Here is a 17,575-nt window from a genome sequence, read left to right on the forward strand (position 1 = left end):
TGAATAGACTCGTTAATGACAAACTCTTCAAATCAAGAAGTCTGGACCGTATTTAAGCGCTTAATGGGCTATATTAAGCCATTGAAAGTCGTGTTTGGCTTCGCTGTTCTTGGCTTGTTCATGTACGCCGCAGTAGATGCCACCTTTATCGCCGTGATTAAACCCTTTATCGATGGCGGCTTCGGTGGTCAGGTAAGTCAGGTCACTTCATCATCGGGTGTTGCCAATATTGATCTGGGTACAAGTGATGGTTTTGGCGCATCGAGTGATGTGCTGATGATGGCACCCATCGTCGTCATCGTACTGTTTAGCCTACGTGGCTTGGCAAATTTCCTGTCTACTTATTGCATCTCTTTCATGAGTGCACGCCTCATCATGGATCTGCGTCAAGAGGTGTTCGAGCATTACCTCACCCTTCCTGTGAGTTACATTGATAGGGAAAACTCAGGTAATCTCATCTCCCGAGTTACCTATGATACCGAGCAGATAGCTCGTGCTACAGGTAGCGCGCTGATCACCATAGTCAGAGACAGCATCACTGTGGTCGGCATGCTTGCTATCATGTTCTTCTATTCCTGGAAGCTATCTCTTTGTATCTTTGTCATCGGCCCTATCATAGGTTTGATCATCTCCATCGTCAGTAAACGTTTTCGTAAGGTGTCTAAACGAATACAAGCCGCGATGGGCGGTGTGACCGCGGCAACTGAGCAGATGATCAAAGGTCATAAAAATGTATTGGCATTTGGCGGACAGGAAGCCGAATCTGAGCGTTTCGCTCTGGTTAATGAGCAAAACCGATACCAGAATATGAAACTGGCTCTGGCGCAATCTATCAGCCAGCCACTGGTTATGGTGATTGGCTCTTTTGCTCTGGCCTTTGTTCTGTATGCTGCAAGTTTCGAGGGGATGCAAGAGGAGCTAACGGCGGGAACATTCGCCACGATTCTCGGTGCCATGCTGGCCATGTTACAGCCGATCAAGAGTCTGACGCGCGTCAATGCCGAGTTTCAGCGAGGTATTGCCGCCTGTACCACAGTGTTTGAACTCTTAGATACTAAATCCGAAGTCGACAATGGCACCTATCAAGTCGAGCGCGTCAAAGGTGAGCTTAGATTTAATCAGGTGAGCTTTCGCTACCCCACTCAAGAGAAGCTTGCGCTGAATAAAATCGACTTTTCTGTCAAGCAGGGCCAGACCATAGCCTTAGTCGGGCGCTCCGGTTCGGGTAAGTCGACGATAGCGAGTCTGATCACCCGTTTCTATACTGGCCTCGAAGAGGGAAGTATAGAGCTTGATGGTGTTAACATCGATGACTTCGGGCTCAAGAGTCTTCGCAGTCAAGTTGCCTTGGTTTCGCAGCAGGTGACCCTGTTTAACGATACCATAGGGAATAACATCGCCTATGCCTACCCAGGGGAAGTGACACAAGAGCAGATAATTGAGGCGGCAACCTTGGCACACGCCATGGAGTTTATCGAGTTGCTGCCAGAAGGGCTCGATACTCAAGTGGGCGAGAATGGTGTCTTGCTCTCTGGTGGTCAGAGACAAAGAATTGCCATCGCTCGGGCTATCTTGCGTAACTCACCGGTACTCATACTCGATGAGGCAACGTCGGCCCTGGATACCGAGTCAGAGAAAGCCATTCAATTGGGACTGGATAACTTGCGTCATAACCGAACCTCGATAGTGATTGCTCACAGACTGTCGACTATCGAATCTGCGGATCAAATTTTAGTGATAGATCAAGGTGTGGTAGTAGAGCGGGGCGATCATCTGTCTCTGCTAGCTCAAGATGGCGTATACGCGAACTTGTATAAAATGCAGTTTAGCAGTTAAGTCATGCAAGCATTTGCCAATAAACTTTGGTATCCGGACAAGGATGCTCATCCGGTGTTTAGACTGCTTAAGTATCTTTTATTGCCATTGACCTTACTGTTTTGGGTGGTGAGCCTTATCAGGCGCTCACTGTTCAAGTCGGGCCTGAAACAGAGCCATAGCCTCCCAGTGCCAGTTATCATTGTCGGTAATATCACAGTAGGAGGCAGTGGTAAGACGCCCACAGTCCTTTATCTTATCGAGGTGCTACGGAAACATGGCCTAAAGCCAGGCGTGATCAGTCGCGGCTACGGGGTTAAGTTTGAAGGCGTAAAGAGAGTCGAGCCACAGATGCAAGCAGCGGAAGTGGGGGATGAGCCTGCCATGATAGTCGCCAGAACTGGCGTGCCTATGGTGATCGGGGCCGATAGAGTGAAGGCGGCGGAAAAGTTGCTTGCCGATACCCATGTTGATGTGATCATCAGTGATGACGGTCTGCAGCACTATCGACTCGGGCGGGACATAGAATTACTCATTCTCGATGGTGAGCGCAGATTTGGTAATGGCATGCTGTTACCTTCGGGACCTCTACGAGAGGGACGCTGGCGAGCTCAGTCTGTTGACTTTATCTTAGTCAACGGCCAAGCAGGGGATAATGAGCTTCAGATGGAGCTCCTGCCTCAAGGTATCTTTCCTGTATCGCCATCTTCCAAGCATACTTATGAGCCTACACCTGTGGTTGCCGTCGCTGGAATAGGTAACCCGCAACGCTTCTTCAATACTCTAGATGAGCAAGGGCATACCGTCATTAAGACACATGGTTTTGAAGACCATCAGAAGTTCACTCTCGATGCCCTGATTCAGGTGGCGGGTGAACAGCCCATATTGATGACAGAGAAAGATGCAGTTAAGTGTCGCGGTTTTGCAAAAGATAACTGGTGGTATCTTGCGGTTGATGCCAAGCTACCCACAAGATTTGAAGCGGATCTCATGGACAAGGTTCATGGAGCCATGAAAAAGAAACAAGGAAAATCAGATGGCGTTTGATAGAAAATTATTAGAAATTGTTGCTTGTCCGGTCTGTAAAGGAAAGCTGGATTACGATAAAGCCAAGCAACAGTTGATCTGTAAGGCTGACCGTCTGGCCTATGCCATTAACGATGGCATACCTGTACTGCTGGAAAACAAGGCTGAGCCTTGGCAAGACGAGGCATAAACTTAATAAGCCATTGTCTATGCAATATTAACGCTCCTATAATGGAGCGTTTTTTATGGTGCTTCCTTCACTCTAAGCCCGTTTAGATGTTGCTTGCTTGAGCTGTTACACCTCATTTCACTAATTCAGATTGCTTTAATTAACCCATATCTCCATAATCATCTGTCACTTTTTTGGAGCTATCGCGTGCCTGAACAAACTTTCGAAGCTGTCGTTGGAAAAATATTGAACGATAACCAAGGGACCCGAGTTCTCAAGTTTGAACATCAAGGTCAATTCTATTGGCTTAAACAAGCGGAAAAACTGACGGGTGCGATGCGATTTCTCAAGCAGAGTCCTGCTAAGGCATTGAAAATTGAAGTTGAAACATTAGCCATGCTCGCCAGTAAAGGTGCACAGGTGCCTCGGCTTATGTGTTCATCAGCAGATTATTTTGTTATTGCCGATGTCGGGCCGACGATCAGTTCCTGGCTCAGTGATAAGACCTTGACTCAGGAAGAAAAACAGCAGATCTTGAATGATAGTGCCACTGCTTTGGCTAACCTACATACGCTAGGACTCGCTCACGGTCGACCGGCCTTGAGAGACATCAGTTGGAGTGAAGGCCTGGTACATTTCATTGATTTTGAAGCCAGTCAGAACAGTAAAGATATCGCCTATCAGCAGAGACGCGATCTACTCGTGTATATTCATAGCCTGTATCGATATATGGGACCGGAACACGAGATGATAACCCCGGCTATCCAAGCCTATCGAGATGCGGGTGGCGAAGCTATCTGGCTGAATGCAAAACAATGGCTCACTCCCTGGCAGTGGATTTATCCAGGCTTGAGACTGTTTAAAGATATCGGCGGCAAAGATCTGCGGCCCATGTACTGGTTGTTATGGCACTTTAGGCAGGTAGCATAATTTCCCTGTTCCATTTCACGGCTTAAGTTTCTAGCCCAATTTCCCGACTCAGCTTCCCTGCTTAGTATTAGGGGGATGTCATGATTCCCCCAACTCACTCCACCAATCGTATCGAATTTACCGAGCTCGACATCAACAATCTTCCTTGAATTAATCATTTGTGCCCTAAGCTATTGTCCTGATGGGGGCGATATCCTAAACTTGCTTTTTCTGATAAATAAAAAATATAAAAGGACTATTGGTGAAAAAATACATTTTAGGGGCCGCGATTTGTTCGTCTTTGTTAGCGTTTCCCGCCATATCACAGCAAGATGAGTTCTCGTTTGACCCAATACAGTATCGAGAAGATGTTCGGGTGCTTGCTAGCGATAAGTTTGGCGGCAGAGCGCCCTTGTCTGAAGGAGAGGCCTTAACCTTAGATTATCTGGTTAATTCATTTAAGAAGATAGGATTGGAGCCGGGTTATAAGGGCAGTTATTTGCAAGCTGTTCCCTTGGCCGAGATCAGCGCCGATGCGGATATGACTCTCAGTATAGAGGGGATGACGTTTAGCCAAGGCGATCAGTTTACTGCCAGAACCCAGAGAATAGTCGATCAAGTTGAACTCAAGAGTAGTGAACTGGTGTTTGTTGGTTATGGCATCAATGCTCCCGAGTATGCTTGGGATGATTATCAAGGTATAGATGTGAAGGGTAAAACTGTCATCGTCTTAGTCAATGACCCAGGTTTTGCGACTCAAGATGACGACTTGTTTAAAGGCAATGCCATGACCTATTACGGCCGTTGGACCTACAAGTATGAAGAGGCTGCCAGACAAGGCGCCGCTGGCGTATTTATCGTTCATGAAACCGCTCCGGCAGCCTATGGCTGGGGGGTGGTGCAAAATTCGAATACCGGCAGTAAATTTACCTTAATTGATGATAATAATAATCAGGGTCAAGTCGGGGTCATGGGCTGGGTACAGCATGACGTTGCCAGGCAAATTTTTGCTAAGGCAGATCTCAATTATGAAACCTTGAAGCTAGCTGCCAGCAAGCCAGGTTTCAAAGCCGTCGATCTCAAGATGAAGGCAAATCTGCTGCTGAAAAATACCTTAGTGATGGCCGAGTCTTTTAATGTTATGGCCAAACTGCCCGGCAGCAATAAGAGTGATGAGACGCTTGTCATGCATGCCCATTGGGATCATCTGGGCACTAAGCTAGATGCAGAAGGAAATAAGCAGATATTTAATGGCGCTGTTGACAATGCTTCTGGCGTCGCCGGGGTACTCGCTTTAGCCAAGGCCTTTAAGGCAAAGGCTGATAAAACACCTTTTAAACGAGATATTTTATTTACCAGCTTCACGGCAGAGGAAACCGGACTCATCGGCGCTCAGCATTTTGCCCAAAATCCACCGGTACCCACTAAAGATATCGTTGCTTTTCTCAATATCGATGGCATGAATGTCAACGATGGCGTGGATTATATCTTAGGTTATGGCCAAGGTGTATCTGAACTAGAAAACTACTTAAAAGATGCCAGCATGGCGCTGAAACGCCATGTTAAAGCCGATCCTCGTCCGCAAAATGGCTTGATGTACCGTTCTGATCATTTTGCATTGGCTCAGCAAGGCGTTCCTGGCCTGCTGTTTATGAGTTTAGGCGATACTGATCCCGATTATATCGTTCACAAATACCATAAAGGCGAAGATGATTATGATAATACTTGGTCTCTTGGGGGCGTAAGACAAGATTTACAGCTAATCGGTGATATTTTGGCGCGTCTCGCTAATGATCAAGATTGGCCTGGTTGGCTCGAAGACTCTGATTTTAAAGCCAGGCGCGCAGAAGATGGTCGATAAGCTGCCTAGCTCAAGTTTATAATCCATCAAGAAACACAGAAGCTTGTGTTTCTTGATTACTGTTTCAGCCCTTCGTATAGAGTGTTGATCCATTTATCCTCGGTGATGAAAGACCAGCTCCAGTCAATTTTACCTTTTGGGATGCCTTCAAGCTGTATCTGTTCCAGACTCATCCCCGATGAAAGCTTGCTCTCCATCCAATTAATCGACTTGTCTAGCATATGCTTGAAGCGAACCAGATCGTTTTTAGTGGCCAGTTCGCCGTGACCCGGGATGACCTTAGTGTCCTTGTTTATCTTGCGGATCATGCTGGCTACATTGTCACGATAGCCTTTCACCGAGCCTCCGGCTGTCAGATCTATGTAAGGAAACCTGTTTTTGAAGAAAAGATCCCCCATATGGATCACGCTCTTATCTTCCCATAAGACTACGCTGTCTCCATCTGTGTGACCGGGCCCCATATGGATCAAATGCAGTGTGTCACCATTAAAATGTATGCTGGTTCCCTCATGATAGGTGACCGAAGGTAATCCTGCCGTCTTATAGCTGGTGTCTCCTGTGAGGCGTTTCAACACGTTGTGATGGGCGAAGATAACGCTATTCATGCCGAACAGGTTATTGCCGCCAGTGTGATCGCCGTGATAGTGGGTATTCACCACATACTTAGGCAGGCCAGGTTGAATGCCTGATAGGGCGGCAATAATTTTACCGGACAGGGGGGCAAATTGATTATCTATGATCAAGAGTCCGTCTCTGCCTGCAGAGACTCCTATGTTGCCCCCCGAACCCGTCAACATATAGCTGGTTTCAGAGAGCTTTATTTTGTTGATTTCCACATCACTGAACCTATCAGCGAAGGAGAATTGAGATAGTAAGAGGCCCAATATCAGAGCGTTGGCCTTGAGTAGGTTTGTTGATAGTGCCATCTGTTACCTCTGTTATTATTTTTATAAGTTAACTGTTTGTTGTTATTGTTAATAAGATACCTGTAAAAGTAAGGGGCTGCAATTGCAGCCCCTTATTCAATTTACTCGCAAATCTCATTTTATAAATGGTTTGCTCAATATGCCCAAGGCATGAGCCTTCTCGAAAGGCTATTTGCACGACCTAAGCGTACGGCTGCGTTGTAGCGCATTCTATATAGGGCTTGATAACACAGGGGCACCAGATAAAGACTGGTCACGGTAGAAAATGTTAAGCCGCTTATGATAGCAATGGCCATGGGTGAATATGATGGACCCCCTCCACCTAGCTGAGTATCACCCAGTGCCAGCGGCAGTAAACCCAGTACTGTGGTGCCGACAGTCATAAGCACAGGGCGAAGACGTGAAATACACACCTGACTGATTTCTCCCGATAGCTTGTCGAGTGCCGGCTCTTTCTGATTAATCTGATCCACCAGTACTATGCCGTTGTTCACCACGATACCCATTAAGATCAATATGCCTATCATGACCATGACGCCCATAGGTGTGCCGGTAAATAGCAAGCCCCAAAACACGCCTGTGATGGAAAACAGGATCGAGGTGATGATGGCTGTCGGTAGCAGTAAAGATTCGAACAGAGCCGCCATCACTATGTAGATCATGGCTAAGGCCAGCAGCATGTTGGTCGCCATTACCGCCTGATCTTCATCTTGTTTCTCGAAGCCTCCCCTGAGTGAATAGCCATATCCCGCAGGGAAATTCACCGTCTCCATCACTTGAGTTATCTTTTCCTGTGCCTCTTCTGTGGTGAGGTCATCTAAGTTTGCGCCGATAGACAAGGCCGTCTGTCTGTCATAGTGGCGAATGGTATCGAATCTTGGCGAGATGGTGATACTCGCTAAGCTATCTAAGGTATAGACCCGGTTATCGATTCTGATCACAGGAAGCTGTTTTAATCTCTCCAGCGACAGGCGCCATTCTTGCTCGAAGGACATCTCGATGCGTAACTCGCCATTGGGATCATGACGAAAAGATCTAAGTTGGCTGCCTCTTAAGGCCATAGAGATACTGGAAGCGATTTCGTTGAGCTTGAGATCGAGTCTGGCAGCCATCTGCCTGTCAATCTGGATCACCACCTCCTGCTGAGCCCCGCTGAGTTCTGACCTCACATCCGTTAAGCCTTCAATCTCAGACAGAAGCGGGATCACTCTTTGACTTATCTCGATAAGATCACTGGTGGAGCGTCCGGTCAGGGTCACTCTTAAGCCATTGTTACCGCCGCCCCAACCAAATTGGGGCTTGGCGATGGAGAACTTAGGGAAGCCTTCACGTATGACTTGCTTTAGATCCTTCATGTCGACTTGGGTATCTTGTTTCAGGATTAGGGTCGATTGGCCGCGGTCGGGTGCGTAGTAGCTATAGACAGAGTCGATATGGAATTTATCTTTATTGGCATAGAGATAGGTCTCCATTTTAGTGATCATCGCCTCGGTGACGTCGAGATTGTGTCGTCCCTCAACCTGATAGTTGATGTAGAGTTTATTGTTGCCCTCACCATCGGATTGATCTTGATTGACCATGCTTAAGGGCAGGGCAGTGGATGCCAAAATGATGAGAGATATTACACCTGAGGTACGTGGCCTGGTTAAGATCCAATCCAGACTCTTGTGATAGTAGGTCTGCAGTTTGCTCTCTTTATCTTTGGTTTCGACCTCTATGTTCATCTTACTGAGCATCAGTGGCAGTAAGGTTTTCGCGACCAAAAGTGACGCTGCCAGAGAGATACAGATAGCGATGGCCACATGCTCCAGGAAGATGGTCAATTCGACTTTTACGCCGAAGATGTTGGGCAGAAATACGATGCCAGTGGTGAGTGTACCGGCGAGGACCGCCAGTGACACCTTGTTCACCCCGGTCAGTACCGCAGAATCAGACTCTTTGCTGGAGCTTGAGCCCTTGGCTTGTTTCTCCTGTAATACGCTCTCGGTGACGACCACGGCATTATCTATAAGCATGCCGACGGCGAGTAACAAGCCCATCATGGAGAGAATGTTGAGGCTATACCCTAACAGGTACATGGCGGCCAATGTCATACAGATAGAGATGGGGACAGAGGTCACCACCACTAAAGTCATCTTCAGGTTTCTGAGAAACAGATACAGGACAGCAAAAGAGAGCAGGCCACCTATTAGGCCGGCGGTCAGGAGATCGTTCAATGACGATGTGACCCCATAAGCCTGATCTTCCATGACGAATAACTTGATGCCGTCAAACTGCTCGTCTTGCTTGGCAGCCTCGATGACCTTCATCACTCTTGCAGACACATCGACCAGGTTAGCGCCCGACTCCTTGAAAACGTCCAAGCCTACCGCGTAGTTCTTGTCTAAGTGCCTGCCATCTAAACGCTCGGGAAGCGAGAAGCTGATAGTGGCGATATCGCCAAGCGTGATACCAGGTTTAAGCACAACGGCGTTAATATCATCTAAGTTTCTAAATTCTCCCTTAGGAGAGACTTGATAGACTCGCGAGTTGGCTCTCAAGATCCCCGCGCTGACGATAAAATTTTCCTGTTGCAGGCGCTGCTGAAGATAGGGGATAGAGATCCCACTGGCCGACAACTTATCGGCATTTATCCTGATCTCAATCTGCTTCTGTTCGACGCCGTATAGCGTCACCTGAGAAACACCTTCGACTCGCTCCAGCGGACGTTTAAGCTGCTTATCGAGCAGGTCAAATGCTCCGGATAGCTCGCGGTCGCTGGATATTCTTAAATTTAGCACCGGCATATCTGCGGTTGAGAACTGCCTGATAAAGACACGCTCAACATCTTTTGGCAGCAGGTGTCTCACTGCATCGATTTTTTCTCTGGCCTCTAAGCTTTTAGTGGCGACGTTCTCTCCCCACTTCATTCTGAGCTCAATTTCGGCGCCATTTTGTGAAGAGCTGGATCTCAGCTCTTCTATTCCGCCCATGGTGGCTAACGATTCCTCCAAAATACTGGTGATATCACGCTCGACTTCGGCCGGAGTGGAGCCCTTGTAAGGCACCTCTATGTTCACCTGAGGCATATCTATGCCAGGAAACATCTCTAAAGGCAGCAAGCGACTCGAAGCCAAACCAAATAAGAGAATGGCGACGAAAAACATGCTGGTGGTTACTGGCCTTGAAATGGCTAATCGGGTGAGGTTCATGCCTGACCTCCTTCACTCGCGAGCTGTGCGTCTTGCGCCTCTTTGCTCTCTGCTGGGGCATATTGCTTACGATCGAACAGGGCGTACAGCACAGGTATCACCACTAAGGTGAGTAGAGTCGATAAGATCAGACCGAATATTACTGTGATCGCCATAGGTGCGCGGACCTCAGATCCATCGCCCAATCCGAAGGCCATGGGGGACAGGCCTAAGGCTGTCGTCATGGTGGTCATGATAATGGGACGTAAACGAGACTTGGCCGCTTCAGATATGGCCGCCATCTTCTCTTTGCCCTCCTGGCGTAGCTGGTTAATGCGATCCACCAGTACGATGGCATTGTTGACCACTATGCCGGCCAGCATGATGAGTCCGATGAACACCACCACACTCAAATGGGTACCAGTTACATACAGGCCCAATATGCTGCCACCGACCGCCATAGGCACGGCAAACAGAATAAGCAGAGGGTGCAGCAGTGATTCAAACTGACTGGCCATGACCAGATAGACTAAGAATATGGCTAACACTAAGGCTATCTGCAGCGACTGGAATGAGTGTTCCATCTCCTCATTCTGGCCACCAAATCTGGCCTGAATCGAGGTTGGCAGTGTCTGCTTGGCTAAGATGTTTCTGGCTTCCAATACGGCTTCATTGAGATCCCCATAGGCTAAATTCGCTGAGACAATGGCGACCCTTTGCTGGCTGATTCGATTGATGGCCGAAGGACCTAGCTTGAGTGTCACATCGGCAACGGCACTGAGTGCTATTGGGTAGCTGCTATCTGGGTTGATGATCATGGCGCCGATATCGCTTATCTGATCGCGCTCATCTATCTCGCTTCTTACCAGGATATCGACTTTACGATCTCTCACCGTGTATTGGCTGGCAACGGTACCACCAATTCTCTGAGCGATACGATTTGCCACGGTTGGTGCATTCATGCCCAGTGCCGCCAAGCGCTGATGGTCGAAGCGAATACTGATCTCAGGTTGGCCATCTCTTAAGCTGGACTTAAGATCTGCAAAGCGGTCTGAGTCTGATAATGCGTCGACTAAGTCATTAGCCGTTTGCTTTAATTGAGTCAGATCATAACCAATCAGCTCAATTTCCAGTGGCGTCTTGAAACTAAAGAGCTCAGGGTGTTGTATCTGAGCCTCCAGCTCAGGAATACGCATCGCTGTGGTACGTAGTACAGATGCGACGGCATCGAAGGCATCAGGATCTGCTAGCACGACTTGCAAGCGTCCCCAGTTTTCACCACCACGAGAGGTATCCGATGTCATCAAGCCGCCACTTCCCGCCTGACTATAAGCATGCTTAACATCTTCCCTGCCTTTTATCGAAAGGGCGAGTCGACGCAGTATCTTGTCAGTCTCTGATACTTCGGTTCCTGGTGGCAGAAGGATCTCGACATAGAATTCACCTTGGTTCATTGGGGGAATAAGCTCCATTCCCAATTTAGGCACTAATGAGGCCGCCCCTAAGGTGACTAGGATAGCGATTGACAGAGTCATGACTTTGAATCTAAGCGCCAAGGCGAGTAGGAGATGATAGAGGATTTCCAGTTTATGATAACACCAGTTAAATCCTTGGCTCAGGGGGCGCATAAACAGCCCGGTGAACCACGACAGTAGGCGACCAAACATAAGCGCTAAGGTTAACAGGGCACTGGGTAAGTAACTGAATAAGACGATAAAGGGAAAAGAGAAAACCGTGGCACTGTAGTGTGTTAACTTGCCCATTTTAGTCTCAGGTGTTGGCTTCTTCTCTTTAGCGAGTAGAGGAGGCAGAGACTTTATGCCTTCTCGAGATGCCAACATAGGAATGGTGGTAAGCGCGACCAGAAGCGAGGCTAACAGCGCGAAGGTGACTGTCAAAGCCTGATCCGAGAACAGGGCGCCAGCAACACCATCGACGAAGACCAGAGGGACAAAGACGGCGAGTGTGGTCAGTGTCGAAGCAAATATCGCCCCGGAGACCTCTTTAGTTCCAGTTACAGCCGCTTCGAGCTTACTCATGCCAAGCGAGCGACAGCGATCTATGTTTTCGAGTACCACAATAGCGTTGTCGACAAGTAACCCCACAGCCAGTGCGATTCCGCCCAGTGACATGATGTTTAAGCTGATATCGGCAAAATACATCATGTTAAATGTGGCGATGACCGAGAATGGAATCGAGATAGAGATGATCAAGGTAGGAATAATATCTTTCAGAAATAGATAGATGATCAACATAGAGAGCAAGCTACCTATCAGTGCGGACGATGTCACTTCACTCACTGCACTCTCAATAAATTCCGATTGATCGTAGATAACGGTTAATTCTGATTTTACCTGGTTAGCATTTAACTCTTTGAGCGCCGCGTTGACTTTTCTGGCCACGGCTACGGTATTCGCATCTCCTTCCTTGTAAATTGCTAGCTCGATAGATTCTTGATCACCAATGCGGGTGATATCGTTACGCTCCTTATGGGCATCGACAATGTCGGCAACCTCAAATAGCCTGACCAATGTCTGAGCGTCGCGATACACGATGATCTCACCCAGCTCTTCCAGAGAGTTGAACTGGTTAAGGGTGCGCACCAAATATTCTTTATCTCCCTGGACCACTTTACCCGCAGACAGATTAATATTTTCTTCGGCGATACGATTACGTATTTTATCGGCGTTTAGATTGAGCTGAGTCAGTTTTTCTTGATTGAGCAGAATGTGCACTTCTTGCTGTAGACCGCCCGAGAGTCTGACGGCGGCAACACCGGTTAAGGACTCGAGTTGGCGTTTTAATTCCTCTTCGGCGTAAGTGCGCATCTGCTTGAGCTCGTTATCGCTGGCGTCGGGAACCGATAAGGCGAGGCGAACGATAGGATCAAGGTTTGGATTAAATCTAAGCAGTAGCGGTTTCTTTACATCGAGAGGCAAGATAATCGTGTCCAGTTTTTCCCGAACATCCAGGCTGGCCATGTCCATGTCAGTGCCCCATTCGAACTCAAGCACCACATCAGACATACCTGAACGTGATATTGAACTGATTTTTCTTAAGCCCTTTACGATACCCGCCGCTTCTTCGATGGGTTTAGAGACTAGCTGCTCGATTTCGACTGGGGCCGCGCCCACATACAGAGTTCGTATGGTTATCGTGGGGTAACTCAAGTCAGGCAGGAGTTTGACTGCCAGACGTGAGAAACCCACCATGCCGAACAGGATCACTGCCAACATGAACATCCATACTGTGACCGGGCGTCTTACCGATGTTGTTATTATAGACATAGTTCGGTTTCCTTACTTCTCGACTGAGGCTAGATCTAATGAACTGATCACTTCTACAAGTGACTGATCTTTTAGATTTTGCTGACCGCGGATCACTATCTGCTCACCGGGTTCAATGCCGGCAATAATCTCAACGGTATCGGCTTCACGATACCCTAGGGAGACTTCACGGCGATTCACATTAGTACCGTCGATGACATAGAGGGCAAACTGATTATCTTGGTTGACCACAGCGTTATAAGGCACAGTGATCACATTATTGTGGGTGTCATACCTGAGTTCGACTCGGGTAAACATGCCGGCTTTTAGCTTGGCATTGTCGTTGGGTACAGATAGGGTGACCTTGAAGGTACCACTCTGGGCATCGACGATGGGGCTGATACGCAATACTTTTGCATGAACCGTATCTTGGGAATGCTTATTGGCGAACACTTGTGCGTCCTGACCCAGACGTAAGCTCTGAAGTTGTTGTTCGGGAAGATGGACGATACCGTGCAGTTCGTCTTGATTAACGATATAAAACAGCTCGTCGAACTCTTTTGCCATATTGCCTTTTTTAACGAAGCGAGTGGCGACAACGCCCTCGATGGGGGAGCGAACCATGCTCTCTTCGACCTGCAGGCTTGCCAAATCGCGTTTAGCGATAGCGGCCTGCATGTTGTATTCGAGTTTGGCCATGGAGTCTGCGCTGATGAACTCCCTATTGCCCATCTTCTTTAATCGGTTGAGTTCCTGTTCGATTATTTCCACTTCGGCCTGTGAGCGGGCGAGATCGTATCTCTGTCTCTTAGCATCGATAACCGCCAGTAATTGACCCTTGGTGACTCTGTCACCCTCTTCGACCTCGATGGCTTCAATCAAGCCTGCGATGCGAGTGACCACCTTGGCTTCTTCCGGGGCTTCGAGTGTGGCAGTTGTGCTGTAGAAAGAAGAGACATCTCCCTGAATGACAGTGGTCGTTTCGACTGGAACGGCATACTTCTCCTCTTCTTTAGGAGGCTCTTCACCGCTACAAGCTGAGAGCACAGATACCAGAAGGAGGGGGAGTGCAAACTTGAAACCATTGAGTGGGCGAGTCTGAATGCCGGATTTTTGTGAGTGAGTTACTTGAGTGTTAGCGAGTGTATTTAAAGAGTCCATGTAAAAATACCTAAGTTATTTGTTCCAATTATCACTAACTAAGCACAAGCCATGCCAACAAATAAAACATGTTAAATACAATGGCTTAATGTTTACAGTGTCCACCAAGTTAAACTTGTTAAACACAATGTAGCGAAAAGGTTTAAAAATTGATGCTTTTGACTAATAGGGATTTAACGATTAATTTTGTAACAATTCAAACACCTTTTGATACAAGATGTATCAAAGGTGGCAGTTCATTTGTTTTGTTAATAACCTTAATGCATCAAGTGGCGTTCATTTACTGGGATTGGAAGGAGATAATGAGTAGATAACTCTTATGGAAGACACTCTTATGAAATTCACTCTGATGAAAAATGTAGTCGTTATGGCCTTGATGTCAGTGTTCTTATTCTCACCAAATCTGCATGCACAGAACTTATTGAAAGATGCAGTTCGCATGAATCGTGACATTAAAGACAACAAATATAAGTACAAGCACGAATACAATAAGACTAAGAATAAGGTCAATAGAGCCACAGGCAATGCTCGGGATCTGGCCGATGGCAGCTATGTCGACAAGAAACTGGATAAAATGGAGCACAATGCCTCCAGGAAGATAAACAGGGCAAAAGATAGATTGGACTCCCGCGATGAGATTGCCGAAGAGATGCGCCGTGATATTAAGCAAGGTAAGCGTGAAGCAGTCGATAAATGGTTAGCGGACTAATACCAATCCTTCTAATCTGAGTCAGTCCGGTTATTATATCGCGCTCATCTGGCATAAAGCTGGATTTAAGTCATAACCGTAAAGGACTGGCATGATACAGATACGAAAGTTTAATCAAGCTGAACAATCAGATGATCCAATCGTCCTGTGGCAGATTAAATACGATACCATTCACAGAGTCAATATCAGAGACTATAGCCTGCTCTAGGTATCAGCCTGGGCACCGACACGATCTTTACCTGATACTTGGCCTAAGCGTATCCAAGCCATGGACCCTTTCATTGCCGAATCTGAAGGCAAGCAGCTAGGTTTTGCTGATCTTCAAAGTGATGGCTATATCGACCATTTTTCTGTCATGTGGATCACCAAGGGCAGGGGGGAGGTAAAGCTTTGATGAATACTCTGTTCAATGAGGCAGCATTTAAAGGTATATGTCGTTGCTATTCCCATGTCAGCATAACTGCAAGACCATTTTTCGAGCATTTTGGTTTTACTCTGGTTAACTCGCAGGAAGTAGAAGTTCGGGGACAAGTGCTAACAAACTTTGTGATGGAGAAGTGGGTCTAATACCAATTGGTATAAGTTCATAGTGTCTAGGCATTAGTTTTAGGAACTATTTCATCGTAACACTTGCAATAAAAAAGGCACTCGATGAGTGCCTTCCTGTGGTTCCTGCTTCCTAGATTTTAAGTTCTAGGTCCTAGAATCATTAAGATTCACGTTTGTCTTGTGAGACAAAACTACGCTCAGGTGCGCCGGTATATAATTGACGTGGACGGCTGATCTTATGACCAGGTTGATCCAACATCTCTTTCCAATGAGCAATCCAACCCACTGAACGCGCTAAGGCGAACCATAACAGGGTGAACATGCGGTGGCGGGCAATAAAAAAGGCACTCGATGAGTGCCTTCCTGTGGTTCCTGCTTCCTAAATTTTAAGTTCTAGGTCCTAGAATCATTAAGATTCACGTTTGTCTTGTGAGACAAAACTACGCTCAGGTGCGCCGGTATATAATTGACGTGGACGGCTGATCTTATGACCAGGTTGATCCAACATCTCTTTCCAATGAGCAATCCAACCCACTGTACGCGCAAGGGCGAACAGTACGGTGAACATGCTAGTCGGAATACCGATAGCCTTCATGATGATACCTGAGTAGAAATCGACGTTTGGATATAGCTTCTTGGAGACGAAATAATCATCTTCAAGGGCGATACGTTCGAGTTCCATGGCAACATCGAGCAGTGGGTCGTTAACATTAAGCTCTTTAAGGACTTCATGACAGGTTTCACGCATAACTTTAGCGCGAGGGTCGAAGTTCTTATAGACGCGATGTCCGAAGCCCATCAAACGGAAAGGATCTTCCTTGTCTTTAGCGCGAGCGATGAACTCAGGGATACGATCCACTGTGCCAATCTCTTCGAGCATGTTCAGACACGCTTCGTTAGCGCCGCCGTGAGCAGGTCCCCAAAGTGATGCAATACCCGCTGCAATACATGCAAATGGGTTAGCACCTGAAGAACCAGCCAGGCGTACTGTCGATGTCGACGCGTTTTGCTCATGATCCGCATGCAGAATAAAGATGCGATCCATGGCACGTTCAACAATCGGGTTAACCTCGTATTCTTCACATGGCACAGCAAACATCATGCTGAGGAAGTTACCCGCGTAGCTCAAGTCATTACGTGGATACACGAATGGCTGACCGATTGAGTACTTGTAGCACATGGCGGCAATTGTCGGCATCTTAGAGACTAGACGGAAAGCGGCGATTTCGCGGTGACGCTCATCGTTAACATCTAGTGAATCTTGGTAAAATGCAGAAAGTGCACCCGTAACACCACATAGCATTGCCATGGGGTGAGCATCACGTCTGAAGCCTTTAAAGAAGGCGACTAGCTGCTCGTTAACCATGGTGTGATTTTTAACTGTATGAACAAATTGTTCGTACTGAGTTGTGGTTGGAAGCTCTCCGTACAGCAATAAATAACACAGATCTAAATAATCTGAATTTACGGCTAATTCACCAATAGGGTATCCGCGATGAAGCAGTATCCCTTGTGCGCCGTCGATATAGGTAATCGCAGATTCGCAGGAGGCTGTCGCGAGAAATCCTGGATCGAAGGTAAAGTGACCTTTACTACCTAATTTGCTGATGTCGATGACATCGAAGCCTGCCGTGCCTTTTTTTATTGGCAGATCGATTGAGTCATTCCCTGGCAGTTCCAACTTGGCTATATTATCAGCCATACCCGTTCTCCTTACTTCATTCTTATGTGAGTGCGGCTTATCAAACGCCAATACTTTACAGTGAATCCAGATCACATTTCAATTTAAATAAGCGTTTAAATTTCTTAGACCATGGTCTTATTTTGCCCAAACCCCATAACAGAACAGGAACTTGGCAGATTTTTTTACCAAAAAAACAAAATTTGCATAATGTGATGTTTGTATTTGACATTTGCCGCGCGTATACTTGCTTCGGCTCAGAAGAGCCACAGACATTGCCATTTAGAGTGCACTTCATTAGTCACCTGATAAGTTGCTTCTAAAGCGTTAAAT

Annotated in this window: 14 protein-coding genes; 8 read left to right on the forward strand and 6 right to left on the reverse strand. The window is 47.1% G+C overall.

All coding sequences use genetic code 11. From position 1 onward, the window contains the following. The first annotated feature begins 15 nt into the window (after positions 1 to 15). The 5 genes from msbA (at position 16) to FS373_RS03515 (ending at position 5,780) form a co-directional block, all read left to right on the forward strand. Entirely contained in the window at positions 16 to 1,836 is a 1,821-nt protein-coding gene (gene msbA, locus FS373_RS03495) for a lipid A export permease/ATP-binding protein MsbA (RefSeq protein WP_144047090.1), read from the forward strand. A gap of 3 nt (positions 1,837 to 1,839) precedes the next feature. Beyond that, positions 1,840 to 2,862 (forward strand): tetraacyldisaccharide 4'-kinase, encoded by a 1,023-nt coding sequence (gene lpxK, locus FS373_RS03500; RefSeq protein WP_144047089.1) that lies wholly within the window; start codon positions 1,840 to 1,842, stop codon positions 2,860 to 2,862. After that, positions 2,852 to 3,031, forward strand: a complete 180-nt coding sequence (locus tag FS373_RS03505) for a Trm112 family protein (RefSeq protein WP_144047088.1) — start codon at positions 2,852 to 2,854, stop codon at positions 3,029 to 3,031. The genes lpxK and FS373_RS03505 overlap by 11 nt, the downstream gene beginning before the upstream one ends. A 186-nt stretch (positions 3,032 to 3,217) precedes the next feature. Further along, a complete protein-coding gene (locus FS373_RS03510) occupies positions 3,218 to 3,940 on the forward strand; it encodes a serine/threonine protein phosphatase (protein ID WP_144047087.1) in 723 nt (240 codons plus the stop codon). 241 nt (positions 3,941 to 4,181) lie between these two features. After that, positions 4,182 to 5,780, forward strand: a complete 1,599-nt coding sequence (locus FS373_RS03515) for a M28 family metallopeptidase (RefSeq protein ID WP_322619457.1) — start codon at positions 4,182 to 4,184, stop codon at positions 5,778 to 5,780. A gap of 56 nt (positions 5,781 to 5,836) precedes the next feature. Here the strand turns inward: FS373_RS03515 and FS373_RS03520 are convergent, their stop codons facing one another. From FS373_RS03520 to FS373_RS03535, 4 genes are all read right to left on the reverse strand, one after another. After that, a complete protein-coding gene (locus FS373_RS03520) occupies positions 5,837 to 6,706 on the reverse strand; it encodes an MBL fold metallo-hydrolase (protein WP_152829044.1) in 870 nt (289 codons plus the stop codon). A gap of 134 nt (positions 6,707 to 6,840) precedes the next feature. After that, positions 6,841 to 9,897 (reverse strand): efflux RND transporter permease subunit, encoded by a 3,057-nt coding sequence (locus FS373_RS03525; RefSeq protein WP_144047086.1) that lies wholly within the window; start codon positions 9,895 to 9,897, stop codon positions 6,841 to 6,843. Next, entirely contained in the window at positions 9,894 to 13,163 is a 3,270-nt protein-coding gene (locus FS373_RS03530) for an efflux RND transporter permease subunit (protein WP_144047085.1), read from the reverse strand. The genes FS373_RS03525 and FS373_RS03530 overlap by 4 nt, the downstream gene beginning before the upstream one ends. 12 nt (positions 13,164 to 13,175) lie before the next feature. Next, on the reverse strand, positions 13,176 to 14,303 hold the full coding sequence (locus FS373_RS03535) for an efflux RND transporter periplasmic adaptor subunit (protein ID WP_227992521.1): 1,128 nt from the start codon (positions 14,301 to 14,303) through the stop codon (positions 13,176 to 13,178). Between the two features lie 334 nt (positions 14,304 to 14,637). Here FS373_RS03535 and FS373_RS03540 point away from each other — a divergent pair, with 334 nt between their 5' ends. From FS373_RS03540 to FS373_RS32535, 3 genes are all read left to right on the forward strand, one after another. Beyond that, a complete protein-coding gene (locus tag FS373_RS03540) occupies positions 14,638 to 15,012 on the forward strand; it encodes a hypothetical protein (protein WP_227992523.1) in 375 nt (124 codons plus the stop codon). Between the two features lie 268 nt (positions 15,013 to 15,280). Beyond that, positions 15,281 to 15,406 carry a hypothetical protein gene (locus FS373_RS32530; protein WP_322619458.1) on the forward strand — a complete coding sequence of 42 codons (126 nt, stop codon included), beginning with the start codon at positions 15,281 to 15,283 and terminating at the stop codon, positions 15,404 to 15,406. Further along, positions 15,406 to 15,579, forward strand: coding sequence for a hypothetical protein (locus tag FS373_RS32535; RefSeq protein WP_322619459.1), 174 nt, complete (start codon positions 15,406 to 15,408; stop codon positions 15,577 to 15,579). The genes FS373_RS32530 and FS373_RS32535 overlap by 1 nt, the downstream gene beginning before the upstream one ends. Before the next feature lie 142 nt (positions 15,580 to 15,721). Here FS373_RS32535 and FS373_RS03550 read toward each other — a convergent pair whose 3' ends face one another. Further along, positions 15,722 to 15,883 carry a type II citrate synthase gene (locus tag FS373_RS03550; RefSeq protein ID WP_416221748.1) on the reverse strand — a complete coding sequence of 54 codons (162 nt, stop codon included), beginning with the start codon at positions 15,881 to 15,883 and terminating at the stop codon, positions 15,722 to 15,724. A gap of 87 nt (positions 15,884 to 15,970) precedes the next feature. Then, a complete protein-coding gene (locus FS373_RS03555; RefSeq protein WP_144047084.1) occupies positions 15,971 to 17,263 on the reverse strand; it encodes a citrate synthase in 1,293 nt (430 codons plus the stop codon). Positions 17,264 to 17,575: the final 312 nt, after the last annotated feature.

This window comes from Shewanella sp. YLB-07 (assembly GCF_009377275.1).